The organism is Rummeliibacillus pycnus (assembly GCF_044359855.1).
GTDB lineage: Bacteria > Bacillota > Bacilli > Bacillales_A > Planococcaceae > Rummeliibacillus > Rummeliibacillus pycnus_A.
The window spans coordinates 3,588,812-3,610,488 of record NZ_CP132291.1 but is presented as its reverse complement, the minus strand read 5'-3'; the positions used below and the strand labels follow the sequence as shown (position 1 = coordinate 3,610,488).

Annotated in this window: 27 protein-coding genes; all 27 read right to left on the bottom strand. The window is 34.8% G+C overall.

The window, feature by feature from the left end; all coding sequences use genetic code 11:
• Window positions 1-18: 18 nt before the first annotated feature.
• Window positions 19-1,104 carry a flagellar biosynthesis protein FlhB gene (flhB, locus tag Q8X41_RS17535; RefSeq protein WP_397537527.1) on the bottom strand — a complete coding sequence of 362 codons (1,086 nt, stop codon included), beginning with the start codon at window positions 1,102-1,104 and terminating at the stop codon, window positions 19-21.
• Window position 1,105: 1 nt separating this feature from the next.
• Window positions 1,106-1,891, bottom strand: a complete 786-nt coding sequence (gene fliR, locus Q8X41_RS17530) for a flagellar biosynthetic protein FliR (protein WP_397537526.1) — start codon at window positions 1,889-1,891, stop codon at window positions 1,106-1,108.
• Between the two features lie 4 nt (window positions 1,892-1,895).
• A complete protein-coding gene (fliQ, locus tag Q8X41_RS17525; protein WP_397537525.1) occupies window positions 1,896-2,165 on the bottom strand; it encodes a flagellar biosynthesis protein FliQ in 270 nt (89 codons plus the stop codon).
• Between the two features lie 13 nt (window positions 2,166-2,178).
• Window positions 2,179-2,847 carry a flagellar type III secretion system pore protein FliP gene (fliP, locus tag Q8X41_RS17520; protein ID WP_397537524.1) on the bottom strand — a complete coding sequence of 223 codons (669 nt, stop codon included), beginning with the start codon at window positions 2,845-2,847 and terminating at the stop codon, window positions 2,179-2,181.
• A complete protein-coding gene (locus Q8X41_RS17515) occupies window positions 2,844-3,515 on the bottom strand; it encodes a flagellar biosynthetic protein FliO (protein WP_397537523.1) in 672 nt (223 codons plus the stop codon). Before Q8X41_RS17515 ends, fliP begins: the two co-directional genes overlap by 4 nt.
• Before the next feature lie 4 nt (window positions 3,516-3,519).
• Entirely contained in the window at window positions 3,520-3,882 is a 363-nt protein-coding gene (locus tag Q8X41_RS17510) for a response regulator (protein ID WP_397537522.1), read from the bottom strand.
• A gap of 21 nt (window positions 3,883-3,903) precedes the next feature.
• Entirely contained in the window at window positions 3,904-5,103 is a 1,200-nt protein-coding gene (gene fliY, locus Q8X41_RS17505) for a flagellar motor switch phosphatase FliY (protein WP_397537521.1), read from the bottom strand.
• A complete protein-coding gene (gene fliM, locus Q8X41_RS17500) occupies window positions 5,096-6,091 on the bottom strand; it encodes a flagellar motor switch protein FliM (RefSeq protein ID WP_397537520.1) in 996 nt (331 codons plus the stop codon). The genes fliY and fliM overlap by 8 nt, the downstream gene beginning before the upstream one ends.
• 32 nt (window positions 6,092-6,123) lie before the next feature.
• Window positions 6,124-6,552, bottom strand: a complete 429-nt coding sequence (fliL, locus tag Q8X41_RS17495; protein WP_397537519.1) for a flagellar basal body-associated protein FliL — start codon at window positions 6,550-6,552, stop codon at window positions 6,124-6,126.
• Window positions 6,542-6,763 carry a flagellar FlbD family protein gene (locus Q8X41_RS17490; protein WP_397537518.1) on the bottom strand — a complete coding sequence of 74 codons (222 nt, stop codon included), beginning with the start codon at window positions 6,761-6,763 and terminating at the stop codon, window positions 6,542-6,544. Before Q8X41_RS17490 ends, fliL begins: the two co-directional genes overlap by 11 nt.
• A gap of 72 nt (window positions 6,764-6,835) precedes the next feature.
• Window positions 6,836-7,633 carry a flagellar basal body rod protein FlgG gene (gene flgG / locus Q8X41_RS17485; protein ID WP_397537517.1) on the bottom strand — a complete coding sequence of 266 codons (798 nt, stop codon included), beginning with the start codon at window positions 7,631-7,633 and terminating at the stop codon, window positions 6,836-6,838.
• A gap of 81 nt (window positions 7,634-7,714) precedes the next feature.
• Window positions 7,715-8,095 carry a TIGR02530 family flagellar biosynthesis protein gene (locus Q8X41_RS17480; RefSeq protein WP_397537516.1) on the bottom strand — a complete coding sequence of 127 codons (381 nt, stop codon included), beginning with the start codon at window positions 8,093-8,095 and terminating at the stop codon, window positions 7,715-7,717.
• 14 nt (window positions 8,096-8,109) lie between these two features.
• Entirely contained in the window at window positions 8,110-8,793 is a 684-nt protein-coding gene (gene flgD / locus Q8X41_RS17475; protein WP_397537515.1) for a flagellar hook assembly protein FlgD, read from the bottom strand.
• Between the two features lie 3 nt (window positions 8,794-8,796).
• A complete protein-coding gene (locus tag Q8X41_RS17470; RefSeq protein ID WP_397537514.1) occupies window positions 8,797-10,185 on the bottom strand; it encodes a flagellar hook-length control protein FliK in 1,389 nt (462 codons plus the stop codon).
• A 28-nt stretch (window positions 10,186-10,213) separates the two neighbouring features.
• Complete coding sequence (locus Q8X41_RS17465) at window positions 10,214-10,834, bottom strand: MotE family protein (RefSeq protein ID WP_397537513.1); 621 nt, start codon at window positions 10,832-10,834, stop codon at window positions 10,214-10,216.
• A gap of 4 nt (window positions 10,835-10,838) precedes the next feature.
• Entirely contained in the window at window positions 10,839-11,288 is a 450-nt protein-coding gene (gene fliJ / locus Q8X41_RS17460; RefSeq protein ID WP_397537512.1) for a flagellar export protein FliJ, read from the bottom strand.
• Window positions 11,289-12,614 carry a flagellar protein export ATPase FliI gene (fliI, locus tag Q8X41_RS17455; RefSeq protein ID WP_397540299.1) on the bottom strand — a complete coding sequence of 442 codons (1,326 nt, stop codon included), beginning with the start codon at window positions 12,612-12,614 and terminating at the stop codon, window positions 11,289-11,291. It lies immediately after the preceding gene.
• Window positions 12,615-12,619: 5 nt separating this feature from the next.
• The gene (fliH, locus tag Q8X41_RS17450) at window positions 12,620-13,396 is read right to left on the bottom strand and encodes a flagellar assembly protein FliH (protein WP_397537511.1); all 777 of its coding nucleotides are present in this window, start codon (window positions 13,394-13,396) and stop codon (window positions 12,620-12,622) included.
• Complete coding sequence (gene fliG, locus Q8X41_RS17445; protein WP_397537510.1) at window positions 13,380-14,393, bottom strand: flagellar motor switch protein FliG; 1,014 nt, start codon at window positions 14,391-14,393, stop codon at window positions 13,380-13,382. The genes fliH and fliG overlap by 17 nt, the downstream gene beginning before the upstream one ends.
• Window positions 14,394-14,408: 15 nt before the next feature.
• Window positions 14,409-16,013, bottom strand: coding sequence for a flagellar basal-body MS-ring/collar protein FliF (gene fliF / locus Q8X41_RS17440; RefSeq protein WP_397537509.1), 1,605 nt, complete (start codon window positions 16,011-16,013; stop codon window positions 14,409-14,411).
• Window positions 16,014-16,073: 60 nt separating this feature from the next.
• A complete protein-coding gene (gene fliE, locus Q8X41_RS17435; RefSeq protein WP_397537508.1) occupies window positions 16,074-16,376 on the bottom strand; it encodes a flagellar hook-basal body complex protein FliE in 303 nt (100 codons plus the stop codon).
• A 26-nt stretch (window positions 16,377-16,402) separates the two neighbouring features.
• Entirely contained in the window at window positions 16,403-16,864 is a 462-nt protein-coding gene (gene flgC, locus Q8X41_RS17430; protein ID WP_397537507.1) for a flagellar basal body rod protein FlgC, read from the bottom strand.
• A 2-nt stretch (window positions 16,865-16,866) separates the two neighbouring features.
• Window positions 16,867-17,256 carry a flagellar basal body rod protein FlgB gene (flgB, locus tag Q8X41_RS17425; RefSeq protein WP_397537506.1) on the bottom strand — a complete coding sequence of 130 codons (390 nt, stop codon included), beginning with the start codon at window positions 17,254-17,256 and terminating at the stop codon, window positions 16,867-16,869.
• Between the two features lie 577 nt (window positions 17,257-17,833).
• Window positions 17,834-18,613: a GTP-sensing pleiotropic transcriptional regulator CodY gene (codY, locus tag Q8X41_RS17420; RefSeq protein WP_397537505.1), complete on the bottom strand. Its 780-nt coding sequence runs from the start codon at window positions 18,611-18,613 to the stop codon at window positions 17,834-17,836.
• A gap of 84 nt (window positions 18,614-18,697) precedes the next feature.
• A complete protein-coding gene (gene hslU / locus Q8X41_RS17415) occupies window positions 18,698-20,095 on the bottom strand; it encodes an ATP-dependent protease ATPase subunit HslU (RefSeq protein ID WP_397537504.1) in 1,398 nt (465 codons plus the stop codon).
• Window positions 20,092-20,637, bottom strand: coding sequence for an ATP-dependent protease subunit HslV (gene hslV / locus Q8X41_RS17410; RefSeq protein WP_397537503.1), 546 nt, complete (start codon window positions 20,635-20,637; stop codon window positions 20,092-20,094). The genes hslU and hslV overlap by 4 nt, the downstream gene beginning before the upstream one ends.
• A 23-nt stretch (window positions 20,638-20,660) precedes the next feature.
• Window positions 20,661-21,563: a tyrosine recombinase XerC gene (gene xerC / locus Q8X41_RS17405; RefSeq protein WP_397537502.1), complete on the bottom strand. Its 903-nt coding sequence runs from the start codon at window positions 21,561-21,563 to the stop codon at window positions 20,661-20,663.
• Window positions 21,564-21,677: the final 114 nt, after the last annotated feature.

The window sequence follows — 21,677 nt, the reverse complement described above, 5'->3', positions numbered from 1 at the left end:
CCCTCCCATTAATAAACTCTAAATTTTTCTTTTAACACGATATACATACGCTAATACCTCAGCTACAGCTTTGAAAAATTCATCTGGAATATGTTGTCCAATCTCAACCTGATCGTACATAGCACGAGCTAAGGGTCGATTTTCCACCATCACCACATCATTTTCTTTTGCAATTAATTTGATTTTCTGAGCAATGAAATCTGTGCCTTTTGCAACTACTTTTGGCGAATCCATTGTCTCATCATCATATTTTAAGGCAATTGCGTAGTGAGTTGGGTTTGTAATAACCACGTCCGCTTGTGGTACTTCTTGCATCATTCGACGCATGGCCATTTCACGTTGACGTTGTTTAATTTTAGATTTGATGAGGGGGTCCCCCTCTGAATTTTTATATTCATCCTTTATATCCTGCTTGGACATTTTTAGGTTTTTTTCATAATCAAATTTTTGATAGAAATAATCGAGTACAGCTATTAATAACAACACAATAGATGCTGCAATACCCATTAAAACAGTAAGCTTAGAAACTGTTACAAGAGAATCCCCTGGAGTTTTGAATGATAAGCTTAATACATCATCAATATTCATCCATAATATCGCCGTTGTAACTGCTCCAATTAAAGAGATTTTCAAAATCGATTTAATTAATTCGATTACTGATCTGAGTGAAAAAATTCTCTTCATTCCTTTAATAGGATCTAGTTTTGTTAAATCGAACTTTAATGGTTCGGTTGTGAACAATAGACCAAATTGAAGAAAGTTCCCAACGATTGCTGCAATTACTGCAATAGCCATAATTGGTAATACAACTACAGCCGCTTTAGATATTACTTCTTTATAAACTTTTACCACAAGCTCGATCGACAAAGAATCAACAAGCATATATTTTGTAAAGGTTTGATTAAAAAAGGACATAACGCCATCTCTCATGGAGGTCGCTGCGACTAACAGAAATAAAAACACTGATAACATGACGAGTGCACTTGTTACATCCTGACTTTTTAATACTTGACCTTTTTTACGAGAATCTTGACGTTTCTTAGGTGTCGCTTTTTCTGTTTTCTCACCAGCAAAGAATTGCAAATCTAACTCAAGCAATTGCATACTATCCACCACCTATAAGAACCATAAAATCTCTCATACTAATAAACATAAAATTAAATAGTTTTTGCATAACTGCAACCATTACACCCATCATGACGATTAATACGATGAAACTAACGCCGATTTTAATAGGAAATCCTACGACAAAAATATTTAGTTGTGGTACAGTCCGAGCAGTAATGCCTAGAGCAATATCTACTAAGAACAGTGTTGCGACAATTGGCACTGACATTTGAAAGGCGATTCCAAAAAGCGTACCAAAAGTTTTCAAAACAAACTGTGGTAAATCGCTGGATCCAAACGCAGGCCACACACTATCCATTGGAATATATTTATAGCTATAAAATATCCCATCTAAAATTAAATGGTGACCATTTGTCCCTAATAATACTAAAAGAGCTAATGTATTAAAAAATTGGCCTAATAAAGGACTTTGCGCTCCAGTTTGTGGATCAATAACGTTTGCAATTGCAAACCCCATCTGGAAATCAATAAATCCACCTGCTATTTGTATAGCAGACATAATTATATAAGCAATAAGACCTATAGATAGACCAACAACAGCCTCTTTCATCATTAATAATATGTATTCTCCATTAATATCGAATGGTTTTACATCCATCGTATAATACATCATCCATGACAATACAACAGCAAGCGTAATTTTTACTTTAGCAGGAATCGTTTTATATGAGAAAAATGGAACTGTCATAAAGAATGCCGAAATTCTTATAAGAATAAGAAGAAAGATGGTTATGTTCGGAACTAATTTAACTAATTCATTCATTCTCTCACCCTATAAAACGACCTAAATTTTCAAATATATCTTTAGTGTATGAAGTCACTTGAGTAAGCATCCAGGGACCAAAAAAGATAATAGCAACAAGTACTGCAATAATTTTTGGTACAAAAGCTAGTGTTTGCTCTTGAATTTGTGTTGTTGCTTGAAAAATACTAACTAAAAGACCTGTTACTAATGCAACAAGTAATAATGGACCTGATGCAAGTAATATAACTTTTATTGCTTCTTCTGCAACTTTAATGACTACTTCTGCTGTCATAATTCCCCATCCCCTAAAAGCTTTCTAATAGTGATTTCACCACAAGATACCAACCATCTACTAATACAAACAACAGTATTTTGAATGGTAGTGAAATCATTACCGGTGGTAGCATCATCATACCCATAGACATAAGGACACTGGCCACAATCATGTCTATTACCAAGAAAGGAATGAATATCATAAAGCCCATCTGAAATGCTGTTTTTAACTCACTAATCGCATATGCAGGAACCATCGTTGTAAGTGGAATATCATCAATCGTTTTAGGACGTTCCTTTGCTCCAGAATACTTTAAAAATAAATCTAAATCCTTTTGTCTAGTGTTTTTACTCATAAACTCTTTGAACGGCTTACTCGCATTTGAGTATGCTTCATCCAAAGTGATTTTCTCATCGAATAAAGGTTGTAATGCATTTTTATTTACTTCTTGGAATGTTGGCGCCATGATGAAAAACGTTAAAAACAGGGCTAACCCTACAAGGACTTGGTTTGGTGGCATTTGTTGTGTTGCCAATGCTGTTCGTACAAAAGATAATACGATGACTATTCTTGTAAAGCATGTCATCAAAATTAATATACTTGGTGCTAAAGATAATACTGTAAGCAACAACATCAATTTGACAGCTGAAGATACATTTGTTGGATCGCTATTGGAGAAGTAATTGACAAAATCACTCATTCATTTTCCCTCTCCTTCTGCTTCCATTCCTCTAATTCTTTGCGACGATTTTGTTGAATCTCCGACAATCGTTTTTGAAACTCTTCCTTAAATTCTTCGTCTGACGAATCTCCCTCTTTTTCAGAGTGACGACTTTTAAACTTTGAAAAAAGCTCCGAAACATATGGAACTTGTGCTGAAAGTTCTTGTTTGTCATTGTATAAACTTAACAAGTGCTCTTTTTCTGTGTTGTCCTTTACTTCTTTTAAGATATGTACGTCATCACCTACACCAACTAAATAAAGTGAATTTCCAACTTTTAAAAGTTGCACTGATTTTTGCTGACCAAGAGATATGCCGCCAAGATTTTGCATTAACTGATTTTGTTGATATTTGTTGTTGCGTCTATTAACAAATTTAAGCACACCATAAAGTAAGGCGATGACAAAAATAAGCGCTAATACCATTCTAATGTAATCCCCTGCGGACAAGCCAACACCTGTCGATTGATCCTTGCTCTCGACAGGTGACGGTGAATCATCTTTACATGCATCAGGATTTTTTATGCAATCATATGCAGAACTATTAGACTCAGCATAGACAACAATTGATTGTTGAATAGGTTGAATTGTTACAACGGTAAAAAGCGATACACACAACATTAATTTTAATAATGTTCTATAAAGCATTATACTAACCTAACGCTTTTTGGATTGCTTCTATTACTCTATCTGCTTGGAATGGTTTTACAATGAAATCTTTTGCCCCAGCCTGAATTGCATCAATAACCATTGCTTGTTGCCCCATAGCTGAACACATAATAATAATGGCACTAGGATCTTTTTGTTTAATAGCTTTTAGTGCTGCAATACCATCCATTTCTGGCATTGTAATATCCATTGTAATTAGGTCAGGCTTTAACTCATTATATTTTTCAACAGCTTGTGCACCATCACCAGCTTCACCAACAACTTCAAACCCATTTTTAGTTAAAATATCTTTGATCATCATTCGCATGAATGCTGCATCGTCCACAATTAATATACGTTTTGACATGATTAACTCCTCCAATTATTACTATCTTAAATTATTAAGTCGATCCGCTTTACTTAAGATATCTGTAATACGTACACCAAAGTTTTCATCGATTACAACTACCTCACCTTTTGCTATTAATCGGCTATTTACAAGAATATCTACTGGTTCACCAGCTAATTTATCCAACTCGATAATTGAACCACTTGCTAGTTCTAAAATTTCTTTAACAGAGCGCTTTGTACGACCTAATTCAACAGTAACTTGCAACGGAATGTCAAGTAACATATTTAAGTTTCTAGCTTCTGATTGTTTTAAATTTGTATTTTCGAAGCTAGCAAATTGAGCTTGTTGAACATTTAAAGGTTGTTGTGGTGCTCGTTGTTGCATCGTAGCATATGGTTGTTCATATACCGGTTGAGTTGGTTGTTGTTGTTGCATAGTTGGCATTAAATCCTGTACAGGTAACTGTGTTGCTGTTTCTGCTTGAGCAACTGGTTGTTGAACTGGACTTTCCTGTTGCACTTCTGCTGTAACCGCTACTTCTTCTTGCTCAGGATTCATCAATTGTTGCACTAAAGATTTACTAAATTCTAAAGGTAACAATTGCATAATATTTGAATCTATTAAATTACCTATCTTTAATCGGAATGATACTTTTACAAGCAATTCCTCTGATGGGATATTTTCTGTACCTTGATCTTGTGAAAAATTCATTAAATCGATTGTTGGTGGTGAAATATCCACTTTCTTATTAAAGATAGTTGACATGGATGTTGCAGCAGACCCCATCATTTGATTCATTGCTTCTTGTACAGCACTTAAATGGATTTCTCCAAGATCATCTGCTGGAGCTACTCCATCTCCACCTAACATTAAATCAGCAATAATAGCTGCATCAGACTGTTTGATAACAAGTAGGTTCATCCCCATTAAGCCTATTGTGTATTCAACTTGGATGGCTACATAAGGATGTGGAAACTCTTCTTCCAACTTATCACGGTTGATCATACTAATTGTAGGTGTAGTAATTTCAACTTTTTGACCTAGTAATGAAGATAAAGCTGTTGCTGAACTACCGAAAGAGATATTTCCAATTTCTCCAAGTGCATCTTGAGACATTGGATCTAAATAATCTTCCACATTATATTCTGTCTGAGAAGACGGTTCATTATTTTTATCGATAGACTCGCCTCTTAATAAGGCTTCAATTTCTTCTTGTGATAACATATCATCACTCATCATCGTCTCCTCCTTTCAAAGACTCTATTACTTGAATAGCCATTCTATTTTTTAACTTACCTGGTTGAACGGTAAATTTAGGTATTCCCCCAACCTTTAAGGGTAGAGGTTGGTTAATTTTCTGATTTAGTTGAATCACATCACCGTATTGCAGTAATAAGAAATCTTCAATGCTAATATCAGAATTGCCTAGTTCAGCTACAACTTCCAAATCAGATTGCTTCACTCGTTTTTCGATAATCGCTGTTTGTTCTGGAGAAACTTCTTTTTTATTTGATTGCATCCAGTATCGAACAGATAAGTTTGGAACGATTGGTTCTAAAACAACGTGTGGAATACAAATATTGATCATACCACTTGTTTCACCAATGATAGAGTTAAATGAAATAACAACAACTGTTTCATTTGGTGATATCATTTGTAAGAATTGCGGATTTACTTCTAATTCTGTTAAAACTGGATCAATATCCGCAATATTCGCCCAGGCTTCTCTCAAATTATCAAAAGATCGCTCAAATAGGTTTGTCATAATTTTCGTTTCAATTTCTGTAAGATTATCAACGTTACTATGACTTGCCCCTGTACCACCCATCAAACGATCTAACATTGAATAAGCAATATTAGGATTGATTTCCATTAAAATATTACCATCTAAAGGGGGAACTTCAAACACATTTATCAAAGTCATATTCGGAATTGATCGGATAAACTCTTCAAATGGTATTTGATCGACTGATGCGACAGTAATTTGCACGTAAGTTCTAAGCTGTGCTGAGAAAAACGTTGTTAGCAAGCGTGCAAAGTTTTCGTGTATTCGCGTTAAACTACGAATCTGATCTTTCGAGAAGCGGAGGGCACGTTTGAAGTCATAGACCTTTACTTTTTTTGACTCCTCTTCTTTTTTAATGTCATCTGCCGTCATTTCCCCTGTTGATAACGCTGATAAAAGCGCATCAATTTCGGATTGAGATAACACATCTCCTGCCATTTGCCCACCTCCATTTACAATTCAACTAATGATTACTGAATAATGAGAGAAGTAATATATACTTGTTGAACTTCTCCGTCTTGCATTAGTTCATTAATCTTCGTTTTTAACGTATTTTCAAGCATTTCTTTACCTTTTTTACCTTCTAAATCTGCTTTTGACATTTCAGATAATTCTCCAATTAAGATACTTTTCACTTGGAAATCACGTTTTGTCAATTCTGCAGCTGCATCTTTACTTGATGTTTGAATTTTGAGTGCAATTTTAGCATAGTTATCATCTGCAATATTGGTTGTTATTTCTTCCATATCAACCGATTCTGCGACGATATCATCAATATTTTGTACTGAAGATGCCGTTCCCTTATTTAATTGAGTCATAACAACAACTGCAACAACTCCAATAAGCGTAATTGACACTAAAATAATTAACATAATCGATAGTAGCTTATTATTCTTCATCTTTGTCACCTCTTAAGTGCGGGTTTGATAGGAGTTGCACACTACGATAAAATTCAATCATTTTTTTTTGAACCTCATCCATAGTTTCTAATACAACATATTTTCGCCCGGTCGTTAACGTGATTGTCGTATCAGGAAACTCCTCGACCGATTCTATGTATAAAGCATTTAATGAGAACGGTTTTTTATTTAGTTTCGTTAGAGCAATCATAGGATGTAAGGGCCGGGTGTATGAGAGCCGGCCCAGCCCCCTTCCTTTACCTTAAATTTAACTGCAGATCAATTATCGTTTAAGATTTACCAATTCTTGCAAAATCTCATCAGAAGTTGTGATAATACGTGAGTTTGCTTGGAAACCACGTTGTGCTACGATCATCTCAGTAAATTCTTCAGATAAGTCAACATTGGACATTTCTAGGAAGCCGGATTCAATAGAACCTCGACCCTCTTCTTTTGCATTTCCTGTAACAGGTTGACCAGAGTTATTAGATGGTTGAAAGTAATTTCCACCTACTTTTGTTAAACCTCCAGGATTCGCAAATCGAGCAATTTGAATTTTCCCTACTGCTGTAGGAGTAGTATTACCTGGTAGCATAACTGAAACTGTACCATCTTGACCGATTGTTAACTCTGTTGGACCTTGATCCATAGGTACAGCAATTTGACCACCATCTCCTACAACGTTCTTTCCATCAGCAGTTACTAATATTCCGGTACTATCTAAATAAAAGTTACCTGCACGAGTATAATAGTTGTTTGTTCCATCTGATACCACAAAATAACCGTCGCCTTGTATTGCACAATCCAGTCCTCGGTTTGTTGTTTGCATAGAACCTCCTTCATGAATTGTATCAATTGCAGCAAGTTGTGAACCAAGCCCAACTTGTTTTGGATTTGTTCCGCCTTGAGTACCATTAGGCGCTGTGGCACCTTGTGTTGTTTGTGAAATTAAATCTTTAAAGACTACGCGACCTTTTTTGAAACCAGAAGTGTTAACGTTTGCAATATTGTTACCAATAACATCTAATTTTGTTTGGAAATTGCGAAGACCACTAATTCCAGAATACATAGAACGTAACATAAAATAATTTTTCTCCCTTCAGATTAGAGTGTACTACCTCAGTCAATCGGTAATACGAAGGCACCCTCAAAAGGTCCTGCCTTATCCCAGCACAATTGTGCCGTCAATGTTGGTAAATAATTGATCTTGTGCTTCATGACGGTCCATTGCTGTAATAACCGTTGCATTTTTTGCACTCACAATAAGTGCTGCGTTGTTTGTTAAAACGAGTGAATCATTGACACCTTTAGATTTTGCTTCAAATACTTTGTTTGTAATGCGCTCCCACTGATAATCATCAATATGAATATTGCGCTCTTGGAGTCTATTAGATGCATGTTTACTCACTTTTAACTGTTTTGTCGTTTGTTCAGCTAATAACTCACTAAATGATTGTTTTTCTAGTTGTTTTACATTTACTGTTTTTTGTTTAATTCCTGATTGTATAGGATATTGCTGCTGAATATATTTAATTGTCGGCATATATTAATCCTCCATTATTCAGATATAGAGGATAATTGATCTGCTTGAATTTCTTTATCATTTGATAGCACTAAAACAATGTTGCCATCAGAAGTTTTTTTAACAGATTTCACAGTAGCTTTTATTTCTTGATTTTCTTCTGTGTACGATACGTTTTTCCCTATTAACATACTAGCTTCCACAAGTGAATTAGCTGGATTTTTTTTTGATTCTCCACTTAATACTTCAGAAATATTAGCTGGTGTTAGTTTCTTTCCATCTTCCAGTGTGATAATAACACTATCACCGTTATAAGAAATCTTACTTACAACACCACTTCCTGAATTCACAATAGCATTTCCTTTTTCATCTTTTTCAGATGTTAATTCATGCCAGTTAACAGATTTTCCAATAAAATTGTTATATTGCATAAGCTGTGATTGCTTCGAAATCTCAGATAGTGTATCAACCGATTTTGCTACATTTTGCATTTGTTCTAGGGATGAAAATTGAGCCATTTGAGCAATGAATTCTTTATCATCCATAGGACTGGTAGGATCTTGGTTTTGCAATTGTGTAACAAGTAATTTTAAAAAAGCATCTTTATCTAATGAACTATTGCCTGTCTGTCTTGTACTATTTTTTTTATTAGATAAATAGAAATCTGATTTTACAGTTTTATCTGTTGCTGCATTATTTATTACAGTTGTATCTGCCATTCTCTAAACCTCCAATTCCATTAAGAAATCATTAAAGTTTGACTTCTCTTCTTCATCCTTCTTTTGTTGTTGCTGATCATCTGAATGCTGTCTAAAAGCATGTTGGAACTGCTGTTGTCCTTTTTCATGACGATTTGTTTCATTTAATGCTTGAGCAACATCAATTCGATCTAATTGTATATTTTGGTTTACTAATCCTTGTTTTAACTGTTGTAGTTGGCTTTCAAGCATTTGTTTACCAATAGTGGTGGATGCTAAAAATCGCGCCGTCATTATTCCGTCTTTTTGTACAAGCTCTACACGAATAGATCCTAGATTTTCTGGATAAAGCTTAATTAATAACTTTGTTCCAGCAGCATTGTTCGAAAATTGACTACGATTCATAATTGCTTGAAATTCTTTCACGAATGCTTCTGCTTGAGCCGCTTTAGTTGTCGGTAGTGTTAATGAAACAGTTGTTGTTGCAACTTTAGAAGTTGTTTGGATTGTGCTAACACTTTCGCTTGCTGTAGTATCAGCTAATTTAATATTTAGTTGTTGAATATCATTTGTTTTTGTCTGTTGTGTCTCACTTTTTGCTACTGCAGTTTGTTCTACTTCTGATGCAAGTGTGGATAACAATTCCTTTACTTGAAATGATTGATATTCTTGTTTCACCATTAAATCTGTTTTAGGAGCTACTAGTTCTACTACTTTCAAAAACTGCAAAACTTGTGAAGCTTGCGATTTAGATATTTTAGAGCTTGATTCACCTTTAATAGATGACATCAGATTTTGGATGAAAGTAAATTGATTTTGGTCAATTCCTGCAAGCATATCCCAAACATCTTCGGCTTTGGATTGATTTCCTGTTAACTGCTGTAATGCTTTTTGTAAATCTTCCTTATTAATCCCTAAAGCTTGAAGGATATTATCTAGTGATAATCCTCCCGAAAAATCTTGTTGTTCTAATTTTAAACCTAATGTAGCACCCAGTTCTTGTAACGATGATGCATTAATGATGGATGATAGGTCATTAATTGATATTGTTTGTTCTCCTTTTGAATCATCTACAAGTTTAGATACAGTTCCAAGAAGCCCTTCTAAACCTTTTGATAAATCAAATTTGAATCCACTTGTTGTAGTCTTTGTTTCTTTACTTTCAGGAGTTTCTTGTACTACTCCTGTTGCTTGTGCTCCTTGAGACTCTTTTGTATCTGAGCTCACTGAGTGATTTGTGGCTATCTCTTTTCTCGAAAAATCACTTTTTCTTGCTCCGGCTTGATTCTTTTGGGAAACTGAAGAGTTTGCCTTCGTTAACACTTCTGCAAATCCTTTGCTATTTGATGAAGATTTAGAATTATGTACTTCTGGTTTTACTGATTTGGAAACTTTCAGCAATTCAATATTCACTATTTCACCTCCTTTCAACGTAAATTAATTAGTTGCTTTTAGATAGCAATTCTGTATAATGTGCAGCTTTATTAGGTGGCATTTTTTCTAGAATTGCTGCTAGAGTATCTGGTTTTAATTTTGAAAGAATTTTCAATGCCTCTGGATCCTTCATGTTTATAATAGCTGGTGCAGCAGCTTTTGGCGTCATTTTTTCATAAGTTGTAACAAGATCACTAAATTGTGCTTGAGTCACGTTATTGCCTTTTTCAAGTTTTTTTATCTGTAATTCTAAACGATGCTTTTCAATTGCCATTTTAGACTTAGCACTTTTTGAGTCTTCAACTTCTCCATGCAATTTGGCGATTTCTGCATCCTTTTCTTGAACTTGTGCTTTCAAATCTGCAATTTGTTTTTCGTTATTAGAGTTAAATTTTGTTATATCTTTTGCTTTTTCATCCGATGAAGAAGTTCCGGTTATTTCTTTGGCTTTTTCAAAAATATTTGTACCTGTAACTTCTGCAGCTATCAAGAGAACAGCAGATACGAAGAGCAATGGAATAATACCCCAAAAGAATAACTTCTGAATGATGCTAGGTTTCTTTTCCTCTTCTACTTCTTCGACTTGTAACTTTTGCTTATTTACTTTTTTTCTAGGCTTTGTTGCCATGTTCTCACCTGATTTCATTGTTGTAATAAGCGATGGAAGAAAGTTCATCTAATTGAATCATTTCAAGACGATCTTGTTCTTTTTGATAGGTTTGATAATCCTTTTCTTTCATCTTTTCATATTTTCGACATTCTAATGATTTTTCTAGCAATTTATCTTTATGCCATTCCATTTTGGAACGAGCACGGATAACTTTTTGTTGAGTATCGTCTATTGATTTTTCAACACTATCTAAAAATCTTGAATAGTGATGGATTTCATCAATCGTTGCGCCATTTGCTAATTTCTTTTCCTGAAAAACGATTAAATCTTCCTTTTTCCTCAAAAGATCGTATAACTTTGTAGCTACATCTTCAAATGACTTACTAGCATCTTTATATGCGATTTCAGTTTGATCTTTTTCTTGTTGTTTCACGGTTATCACTTTATCAAAGCGATATTTATAAACTTGCATTTACCGACCACCGCCATTCGATAATTTCACTAATTCAGCAACACTTTCTTCCATACTAACTTTATCCATATATCCTTGTTTTAGAAATGATGTAATCAATGGCTCGTAAAATATGGCTTCATCTATTTCTTTTGATGTACCTTTTTTATAGGCACCGATATTAATCAAATCCTCTGATTTATCATAGGTGTAATAAAGTTCTCTAAGAAGCTCTGCCGCTTTTACATGTTCAGGCGTTGCAATATGGTTCATTAATCGACTAACACTCTTCAAAACATTGATTGCAGGATATTGGCCTTTGTTTGCTAACGTTCGATCTAAGACAATATGTCCATCAAGTATACCTCGTACAGTATCTGCGATCGGTTCATTCATATCATCACCGTCTACTAGTACTGTATAGAATGCTGTAATAGAACCTTTTTCATTTGTACCTGTACGTTCTAGCAGCTTTGGCAGTATCCCGAAAACTGAAGGTGTGTATCCTTTTTGAGCAGGAGGTTCGCCAGTTGCAAGTCCAATTTCTCGCTGTGCCATCGCAACACGTGTAACAGAATCCATCATCAGCATGACATTTAACCCTTTATTCCGGAAATATTCAGCAATAGCGGTTGCAGTAAATGCACCTTTTATCCGCATTAATGCTGGCTGATCAGATGTTGCAGCAACTACGATTGATCTTTTTAAACCTTCTGGACCTAAGTCACGTTCGATGAACTCTCTAACTTCTCGTCCACGTTCACCAACCAATGCTATAACATTTAAGTCAGCTACAGTATTTCGAGCAATCATTCCAAGTAGAGTTGATTTCCCAACCCCTGAACCAGCAAAGATACCAACACGTTGGCCCCTACCTACTGTTAACATACCGTCAATTGCTTTAACACCAACCTCTAGTGTTTCGTCTATTGGTGGTCTAGTTAGAGGATTAGGAGGATCTTCTTCTGTTTGTACTGTTGCCAAACCTTTTGGCAAGCTACTCCCATCAATCGGTAGACCCATTGAATCCAATACTTTCCCAATAAGTTCTGGCCCTACCTTAACTTCTAAAGGTGTTCCAGTTCCTTCAACTAAACAGCCAATTGAAATTTCACGGAGAGATGTATATGGCATTAACACTACGATTTCATCTTTAAATCCTACTACTTCAGCGAGAATCTCTTGGTGACCATGTTTGACAGTATTTACGTGGATTTTACATACATCTCCAATTGAGCTATCTGGTCCTTGTGATTCAATCATTAAACCGACAACTTTTGTAACTCTGCCAAACTTTTTGAAGGTTTGTATGGATGATATATGCTCTAATAAATCTGCCGCTTTCATCATACTCAATCCACGCTTTCTAAAACTTCTATAAGTTTTAATCTTAGTTCGTTTAACTGCTGGTCGATACTAACCATAATTCTGCCGTGATTTGTTTCAATATAACAATCCATTTCGCCGATATCCTCATTAACAAATATCATAAATGGAACACCGACTGGGAACATTGAACATAATTCTTCACGATGATCCGTTATCAGTTGGTGATACGTTGGTGGAACATATAATTTGATTTCTTTCATTTCTCTTGCTTCTTTTAATCCTCTTCGGACGATATCGATGAATCGCTCAGGATTTTCTTCTAAAGTTGTACCTAGTATTCTTTCAGCGGAGCGAATAGCAAGATCTAATATGATTTCTTCTTGTTCTTGTAAATACTTCTCCGCATTTGCCTTCGATTGAATAATTGTATTATTTGCTAATTGAATTGCTTCTGACATATTAGCTTCCGCTTTCAAGCGACCTTCTTCAAGGCCTTGCTGAAAACTTTCATCATAAGCCTGTTGCTGTAATATGATTTTATCCTCTTGCCATTTATTTTTTGCTTCATCCAATGCTTGTCGCTCGCTCAAACATTGCTTTTCAAAGATTTCTCTTTGATATTGGATATTTTGATGAGCTTCACTGAGTAGCTTATCTCTTTCTTCCAAAATATTCTGTGGTGTTATATCTTCTTCTACATCTTCTTGTGGAAGAAATAATTCTTTTATTTCAATGGTGCGGAAATTTTCTTTAGATGTTTCGGGATCATCGAATCGTATAATCCTAGACAATGACGTCATCTCCTCCGCCACGAGCAATAATAATTTCACCTGCATCCTCTAATCGACGTGTTACAGCAACAATTCGAGATTGCGCCTCTTCTACATCTCTTAAACGAACAGGACCCATTACTTCCATTTCTTCTTTGAATGTCTCTGCCATACGTTGTGACATGTTTTTGAATATAATTTCCTTTACTTCTTCGCTTGAAACTTTCATAGCAAGTAGTAAATCTTCGTTTTCGCAGTCACGAATAACACGTTGAATCGAACGATTGTCCAATGTAACAATATCTTCGAAAACAAACATCCGTTTTTTAATTTCTTCTGCAAGTTCTGGATCTTGAATTTCAAGTGCATCAAGAATTGTTTTTTCAGTTTGACGATCAACGCCATTCAGAACTTCAACCACTGCATCTACGCCACCAGTTTCTGTGTAATCTTGGGTAACAGTTGATGATAATTTTCGTTCAAGGACAGATTCAATTTCACTTATCACTTCAGGAGAAGTAGAATCCATAGTTGCAATACGTTTTGCAATATCAGCTTGAACTTCTTGTGGTAAAGAAGAAAGAATTACACCTGCTTGTTGCGGTTCTAAATAAGATAGAATTAATGCAATCGTTTGCGGATGTTCATTTTGGATAAAGTTAAATATCTGAGCAGGATCCGTACGGCGTGCAAAGTCAAATGGTCTTACTTGTAGAGATGATGTTAAACGGTTAATAATTGCTTGCGCTTGATCATTTCCAAGTGCTTTTTCTAATACTGTTTTGGCATAACCAATACCGCCTTGCGAAATGTAGTCTTGCGCAAGTGCGATATTGTGGAATTCTTCAATGATTCCCTCTTTTATCTCTGGTTCTACTTTTTTAACGCTTGAGATTTCTAATGTTAGTCTTTCAATTTCTTCTTCATTTAAATGTTTGTAAACAGCAGCTGAGACTTCTGGTCCTAATGAAATTAATAGGAGTGCTGCTTTTTGTTTACCAGATAGGCCTTTTTCTTTCTTAACCACAGCTTAAACCTCCCACTAATCTTCTGAAATCCAAGTTCTTAATAATTTTGCAAACTCATCTGGTTTTTCTTTGGCCATCTTTTCGAGTTGTTTTCGACGTAGTGTCGTTTCGGTTTCTTTTTCTTCAGAAATATCATCTACTTCTAAAGATTCATCATCTTCATATTCGTATTCATCATCTTCATATTCTTCTTGTCTTCTTGAACGAATAATAAAGAAAACTAATAGAATAATCACGACTAGTAAAATACCGCCAACAACCCATATCCACCACGGAATTGAACTTTGAGTTACAACTGGCGTCATATTTCCATTTAATTTTTCAACGCCAACTGTCACTTTTTGATTTAATTGTGCATTTGTTAACTGTCCAGCTTCATTCTTATCAATTGAAGTACGTACAACTGAATTAAGCATATTTTTAATATCTGTTTGTGTAGAAGCTGGCAATGATGTTGGATCATTTGGTTTTGGTGGTTCAATCAACACTTGAATTCCAATATCACGAATACGATAAGGACTTTCTTGAATTTGTCGGTGAATACGATTTACTTCGTAGTTAACTGTATCTTGCGTTTTTTCATAATCACCGTTACCGTTAGTTGATGATTGATAATTAGTAAAATTATCTGTACTTTGCCCTGCTTCTGGTGTTCCACCTGCAGCAGCTCCTGCACCTGTATAAGTTTCACTAATCTTTTGGGCACTGATTTGGATACCAGCCATATTCTTTTTGTCAACTGGTTCAACTAAATCTTCTTTTCGTTTTTCTTGTGTAAAGTCAATATCAGTCGTTACCGAGACAGCCGCTTTCCCAGCTCCCATTAATTGTCCAAGCATTGTTTGAACTTGACGTTGAAGATCACGTTCTATTTGTTTTTTTACTGCTAACTGTTTCTCTGCATCTGATGATGCTATACCATTCCCAGATAAAGATGAACCTTGTGAATTTAAATCGTAGTATTCAAAATACTGGTTTGTAATAACAATATTTTCAGGTTTTAAGTTAGGCACACTTTTTGATGCTAAATTATATAATGTTTGAATTTGTGAATCTGTAAACTGATAGCCTGGCTCAGTGTTTAATACGATGGAAGCACTAGCTTCTTGTTGCGTATCACTAACGAATACGCCTTGTTGAGGTAATGTAAGCATTACTTTTGCGTCTTTGACACCTTTTACTTCCTTCATAAGGTTTGCAAGTTCTGTTTGCATAGATGCTAATTTTAATACATTAAACTCATTATCTGTCATACCGAAGCCTGCATTTTTTGAGAAGAAAGAGTAATCAATTTGGCCAGATTGTGGATATCCTTGTGATGCTAAATCTACTTTTAAGTTATCTACTTGATCCGCTGGTACTGCAATAGCAGTTCCACCATTTGTTACTTGATACTTAACTCCTTTTGAATCTAACTGTTCTTTAATTTGTCCAACTTCAGCAGCTGATAAGTCTGAATATAAAGGTGCATATGTTACTCTCGTAGCAAAGTATGTAATAATAGAAGCAATTAATAATACAGCTAGAATTGAACCGATAATTGTACCTTTTTGCACTTTTGTTCGACTACCCCAAAACCCACCGAATTTGGTTTTGATATTCTTTAGTCTTTCATTCATTTTAAGCCTCCGGTTATAGTGACTGTTTCAAATTCTTATAACATTGCGATAACCTTTCTATTAAACTGTCATTCGCATGATTTCTTGGTAAGCTTCTACTACTTTGTTGCGAACCTGTAATGCGGTATTTAATGTGATATTCGCCTTTTGAGCAGAAATCATTACATCATGAAGCTCTACATTTTCTCCATTTACTAATTTATCTGTCATCTTATCAGAAGCTATTTGACTATCATTAACGGCAGAAATAGCATTTTTCAATACCGATCCAAAGCTTTCTTTATTTGACGGAATTGTCTGTGACACTGTTTGCGTCAACGTTGGTTGAACTGGTTGTGTAATAGAAACTTGTGAAATCGCCATTGTTCCTCATCCTTCCTTAGTTAAAATTACTTACCAATTTCAAGCGCTTTAGATAGCATTGATTTATTGGCATTAAATACGGTTACGTTTGCTTCATAAGATCTTGTTGCTGAAATTAAATCTACCATTTCTTTTAATGGATCTACATTTGAAGTCTGAACATACCCATCTTTATTTGCATCTGGATTAGTTGGGTCATAAACGAGTTTATATGGGGTTTTAGTATCCTCATTAATACTTGTAACTTTCACACCATTTCCCACCGATGCATTTCCACCACTCCCCATAGCTACATTTAGGTAATTTGAAAACGAATTTTCTTTTGGAACTAAGGATACAGTTTTTCTTGTGTAGGGAACCCATTCACCATTTACCTTTTTTGCACGTGTTGTATCGACATTCGCCATATTAGAAGAAATTACATCCATTCGAAGTCGTTGTGCAGTCAAAGCAGATCCAGTAGTGTCCATACTTTGGAAAATCGTCATATTTATCCTCCTTTAGCAACGGTTAATAGTGAATTCAACTTACCATTAACTCGATCGATTAATGCATTATAATAAATTGTATTTTTCGCTAAACTTGCCTGTTCTTTATCCATATCCACACCATTCCCATTTTCTCTATAACTCAAATTAGAGTAACTATATACACCTGGTGTTTGGGGATCTGTTTGAAAATCAATATGCTTATCGTTAGTCCGATACGCTTTTATGTATGAGTCTTGAGCATCTGACAACATTTTACTAAAGCTTACATCTTTAGCTTTATAGTTAGGTGTATCAACATTTGCTATATTTTGTGCTATTGTTTTTTGTTTTACGCTAGAATATGACAATCCATTTTCAATATTACTTATAGTGCCTCCAAAAAAGCTCAAATCGTTCACCTCAATTCGACTTAAAATGTCAAATTCTCTAATATTTCATCACGTTCTAATTGTAATAAAGATGTTATAAAGTGTCTATCATTTATAGCATCTTTTTAATAGGACAAATAAACTATTTTTATATAAAAAATGGTAGCTACAGCATTTTTTACGTACATTTATTGATACTTTGTAATCACAGTATATTTTCACTATATATATAGTAGAAAACGATAAAATATAGGCTATTGCATCTTTTTCGATGTTAAAAACTCACTTTTATAATATATTTTTGGCAAAATTTTTCTCTTACTTTCTTCCTGCTAATTTTCATTTCACTCTAAAAGTCATTACGGAAGGTAAATATCATATTTTTATTAAAAAAATGATATTAAACTGAAATAATAATTCAAAATAACTACTATTCATACAATTAATTAGTCATAAGTGAAACTTAGGAGTTTAGTTTGTTAAAAACCGGCATCATACTTGATAATTAAGTGGTAACACATTTTGAATGTTTATTAGCTTTACAGACGAAAAAAACCTTTTCTGTTTGTTACAGAAAAGGTTTTTTTTAGTTATTTCATTAACGCATTTTGATTTCAGCTAATGCATTTAAAAATTTACTATTCAATACTTTAATATAAGTACCTTTCATACCTAATGAGCGTGATTCGATAACGCCCGCAGATTCTAATTTACGTAAAGCATTAACGATTACTGAACGAGTAATTCCAACTCGATCCGCAATTTTAGATGCAACTAATAATCCTTCTGAACCATCTAATTCTTCAAAGATATGTTCAATTGCTTCAAGTTCACTGTAAGATAGTGAGTTAATAGCCATTTGAACAACAGCTTTACTACGAGCTTCTTCTTCAATTTCTTCCGCTTTTTCACGAAGGATTTCCATACCTACTACAGTTGCGCCATATTCAGCTAGGATTAAATCGTCATCTTCAAATTTACTTTCTAAACGTGCAAGTACTAGTGTCCCTAAACGTTCTCCGCCACCATTAATTGGTACAATTGTTGTTAAACCAGATTTAAATACTTCTTGAGTTTCAACGGGGAATGCACTATGTTCATCGAAGACATCTAAGTTAGAAGCAGTTTCAGAGAAGTCGTATAAGTGGCGAGTGTATTCTTCTGGGAATTGACGATCTTCAAGCATTTTTTTCAAACGTTCGTTTTCAATTTGTTGATTTGCAGCTATACCTAGTAATTTACCTTTACGGCTTACGATATATACGTTACTTTCGATTACTTCACCAAGTGTTTCAGCCATTTCTTTAAAGTTAACTGGTTTACCTGCTGATGCTTGAAGCATCGAATTAATTCTTCTTGTTTTAGCTAATAAATTCATTTTTATTTAGCCTCCTGTAAATTTTCCTTAATTTATGCAATATTCAAAAGGTTTTAAATTTTATGCAATATCTTAGATTATAAACTATAAAATAAACTGTGACAAATCTTTATTCTTGACAATTTCGGTAAGTTTTTGGTCAACATAGTTTTCAGTAATTTCTATATGTGCTGGTGAAATATCTGCAGCTTCGAAGGAAAGCTCTTCTAAAAGTCGTTCAACAATAGTATGCAAACGTCTTGCACCAATATTGTCTGAATCTTGGTTTACATTTGTTGCAATTTCAGCAATACGTTCGATTGCTTCATCTGTAAATACAATATCAACACCTTCAGTAGCAAGTAAAGCTTGATATTGTAAGATAAGTGAATGATCTGGCTCTTTTAAAATCCGTACAAAATCTTCCTTCGTCAACTTTTCTAATTCTACACGAATCGGGAATCGCCCTTGTAATTCAGGTATCAAATCAGATGGTTTTGACATATGGAACGCTCCTGCTGCCATAAATAACATAAAGTCTGTTCTCACAGGACCATATTTCGTATTTACAGTTGAGCCTTCTACAATTGGCAAAATATCACGTTGAACACCTTCACGTGAAACATTTGCATTCCCACCACTACTGTTGCTTCTTGTCGCTATTTTATCAATTTCATCAATAAAAATAATACCAGATTGTTCAGCTCGAAGAATAGCTTCTTCTGATACCTCATCGCTATCAATCAGTTTGTTTGCTTCTTCGATTGTTAAGATACGTCTAGCATCTTTTACTTGTAAGCGGCGTTTTTTCTTTTTAGGTGGCATTAAACTCGAAAGCATATCGCCCATATTCGTTCCACCCATATCCATTCCGCCACCTGGGAACATACCCATCATATTGGTTTGTTGTTCTGTTACTTCTATAGTTACCCATTCGTTTTCTAATTTCCCATCGCGTAAATTATCGGCTATTTGAGAACGTTTTAAGGTAACTTGTTTATCTTCTTCTGTATTCTCTTCTGATGTGTCATTTTTTTGACCAAAGAGAGCTTCAAAAGGATTTTGCGTTGTTTGCTTCTTACGCATACTAGGTACTAGCAGCTTAACAATTTGATCATTTGCCAAACTTTCAGCTTGTTCTTTAACTTCTTCTTGTTTCTCTTCTTTTACTAGTCGATTAGAGATTTCAACCAAATCTCGAACCATGGATTCTACATCACGCCCAACATAGCCTACTTCAGTAAATTTTGTGGCTTCTACTTTAAGAAATGGAGCTTTCACAAGGCGAGCAATACGTCTAGCAATTTCAGTTTTACCAACACCAGTTGGACCAATCATTAAAATGTTTTTTGGTATTACTTCGTTTTTCATCTCTTCAGAAAGTAATTGTCTACGATAACGATTACGAAGTGCTACAGCAACTGCTCGTTTAGCTTGGTTTTGGCCTACAATATAACGATTCAAATACTCCAACATTTCTCTAGGGGTTTTTTGTTGTGTCATATTTTTAGATCCTCCACAATAATATTATGGTTCGTAAATACACAAATATCTGCTGCAATTTCTAAAGATGCCTTCGCAATTTCTTTTGCATTCATCTGATCTCCAGCATATTGTTTCAATGCTCTACCAGCTGACAATGCATAATTCCCTCCGGAACCAATAGCTAAAATTCCGTCATCTGGTTCAATTACTTCACCCGATCCAGATACTAGCAATAAAGTCTCGCTATTCATGACTAGTAATAATGCTTCCAACTTTTGTAGCATTTTATCGCCACGCCATTGTTTTGCTACTTCTACTGCAGCGCGTTGTAAATTCCCATTATACTCCATCAATCTACTTTCGAACATTTCAAATAATGTAAAAGCATCTGCCACAGAACCAGCAAAACCTGCAAGTACTTTACCATTATATAAACGACGTACTTTTTTAGCAGTATGTTTCATAACTACAGAATTTCCTAGTGTAACTTGACCATCACCCGCCATGGCACTTTGACCATTGTGCTGAATAGCAAATATAGTTGTTGCGTGCAAATCCATTTTTTAAAACCTCCTCCAAAATATTAAGCTCTGGGATGAGCATTCATATATGTGTTTCGTAGATGTTCTTTCGTTACATGCGTATAAACTTGCGTTGAAGACAAACTTGAATGACCTAATAATTCTTGAACTGTTCTTAAATCTGCTCCATTATTTAAAAGGTGCGTTGCAAAGGTGTGTCGTAACATATGCGGGTGTATTGATGTATGTAACTCCGCTTGTTTCATCATGTCGTTTAATATAAAGCGAACGCCTCTAGCTGTAAGAGCGCCACCTCGCATATTAACAAATAACTCAGAATGCTGTATGCCTTTTATAAGTTTAGGACGAGACTCTTCTAAATAGTGTTGCATTGCTTCTGCTGCAAAATGACCAAATGGTACATAACGCTCTTTTCTACCTTTCCCCATCACTCTAAGGATATTCAATGAAAAATCAATATCCTTTAATTCAATAGATGTAAGTTCGCTTACACGAATTCCAGTAGCATATAGAAGCTCTAAGATAGCCATATTGCGTAATGATTTTGAATCTGCACCTTCATTGGCCTTGAAAAGTTTTGTTAGTTCTTCTTCGTAAAAAAAGTGTGGTAACCTTACTTCTTTTTTGGGATGATATAATGCTTGAAATGCAGTGTCGTCCAAATCATATTCCTTATTTAAAAATTTAAAAAAGGAACGGATAGAAGAAATCTTTCTTGAGATTGTTGTTCTCGCTTTTTTTTCTTCATACATTTTAGTTACATAAAGTCTAGCGTGTATGTATTCGACTTGAGCCAAATCCGCCACAGCTTCTACTTGTAGAAATGCGAAAAATTCGAGTATATCCGCTCGATAGTCTCGAACTGTTAAAGGTGAAAAGTTTTTTTCTAGTTGAATATAAGTAACAAACTGTTCAATTGCCTGATCAAATTGTATGTTGTTCATCGGAACGCCTCATTTACTCATGTTCTCAATTCTATTTTCTCACTGCCAATCAATTATATAAAGTGAGAACGCTTTCTAACAACTTAGACTATGGCAATTTTCAGTAGATTTATG

Coding starts and splice junctions, on each gene's coding strand:
- codY (WP_397537505.1), bottom strand. CDS start 18,613: ATGAATTTATTAGCTAAAACAAGAAGAATTAATTCGATGCTTCAAGCA.
- hslU (WP_397537504.1), bottom strand. CDS start 20,095: ATGACACAACAAAAAACCCCTAGAGAAATGTTGGAGTATTTGAATCGT.
- fliJ (WP_397537512.1), bottom strand. CDS start 11,288: ATGCAAGTTTATAAATATCGCTTTGATAAAGTGATAACCGTGAAACAA.
- fliE (WP_397537508.1), bottom strand. CDS start 16,376: ATGGCGATTTCACAAGTTTCTATTACACAACCAGTTCAACCAACGTTG.
- fliL (WP_397537519.1), bottom strand. CDS start 6,552: ATGAAGAATAATAAGCTACTATCGATTATGTTAATTATTTTAGTGTCA.
- hslV (WP_397537503.1), bottom strand. CDS start 20,637: ATGGATTTGCACGCAACAACTATATTTGCTATTCAGCACAATGGTCAA.
- fliR (WP_397537526.1), bottom strand. CDS start 1,891: ATGAATGAATTAGTTAAATTAGTTCCGAACATAACCATCTTTCTTCTT.
- fliI (WP_397540299.1), bottom strand. CDS start 12,614: ATGAAAGCGGCAGATTTATTAGAGCATATATCATCCATACAAACCTTC.
- Q8X41_RS17490 (WP_397537518.1), bottom strand. CDS start 6,763: ATGATTGCTCTAACGAAACTAAATAAAAAACCGTTCTCATTAAATGCT.
- flhB (WP_397537527.1), bottom strand. CDS start 1,104: ATGCAATTGCTTGAGTTAGATTTGCAATTCTTTGCTGGTGAGAAAACA.
- xerC (WP_397537502.1), bottom strand. CDS start 21,563: ATGAACAACATACAATTTGATCAGGCAATTGAACAGTTTGTTACTTAT.
- fliY (WP_397537521.1), bottom strand. CDS start 5,103: ATGAGTGATGATATGTTATCACAAGAAGAAATTGAAGCCTTATTAAGA.
- Q8X41_RS17510 (WP_397537522.1), bottom strand. CDS start 3,882: ATGTCAAAACGTATATTAATTGTGGACGATGCAGCATTCATGCGAATG.
- flgC (WP_397537507.1), bottom strand. CDS start 16,864: ATGACGATTTTCCAAAGTATGGACACTACTGGATCTGCTTTGACTGCA.
- Q8X41_RS17480 (WP_397537516.1), bottom strand. CDS start 8,095: ATGCCGACAATTAAATATATTCAGCAGCAATATCCTATACAATCAGGA.
- fliQ (WP_397537525.1), bottom strand. CDS start 2,165: ATGACAGCAGAAGTAGTCATTAAAGTTGCAGAAGAAGCAATAAAAGTT.
- fliM (WP_397537520.1), bottom strand. CDS start 6,091: ATGGCAGGAGATGTGTTATCTCAATCCGAAATTGATGCGCTTTTATCA.
- flgG (WP_397537517.1), bottom strand. CDS start 7,633: ATGTTACGTTCTATGTATTCTGGAATTAGTGGTCTTCGCAATTTCCAA.
- Q8X41_RS17515 (WP_397537523.1), bottom strand. CDS start 3,515: ATGCTTTATAGAACATTATTAAAATTAATGTTGTGTGTATCGCTTTTT.
- fliP (WP_397537524.1), bottom strand. CDS start 2,847: ATGAGTGATTTTGTCAATTACTTCTCCAATAGCGATCCAACAAATGTA.
- Q8X41_RS17465 (WP_397537513.1), bottom strand. CDS start 10,834: ATGGCAACAAAGCCTAGAAAAAAAGTAAATAAGCAAAAGTTACAAGTC.
- fliH (WP_397537511.1), bottom strand. CDS start 13,396: ATGACGTCATTGTCTAGGATTATACGATTCGATGATCCCGAAACATCT.
- flgD (WP_397537515.1), bottom strand. CDS start 8,793: ATGGCAGATACAACTGTAATAAATAATGCAGCAACAGATAAAACTGTA.
- fliF (WP_397537509.1), bottom strand. CDS start 16,013: ATGAATGAAAGACTAAAGAATATCAAAACCAAATTCGGTGGGTTTTGG.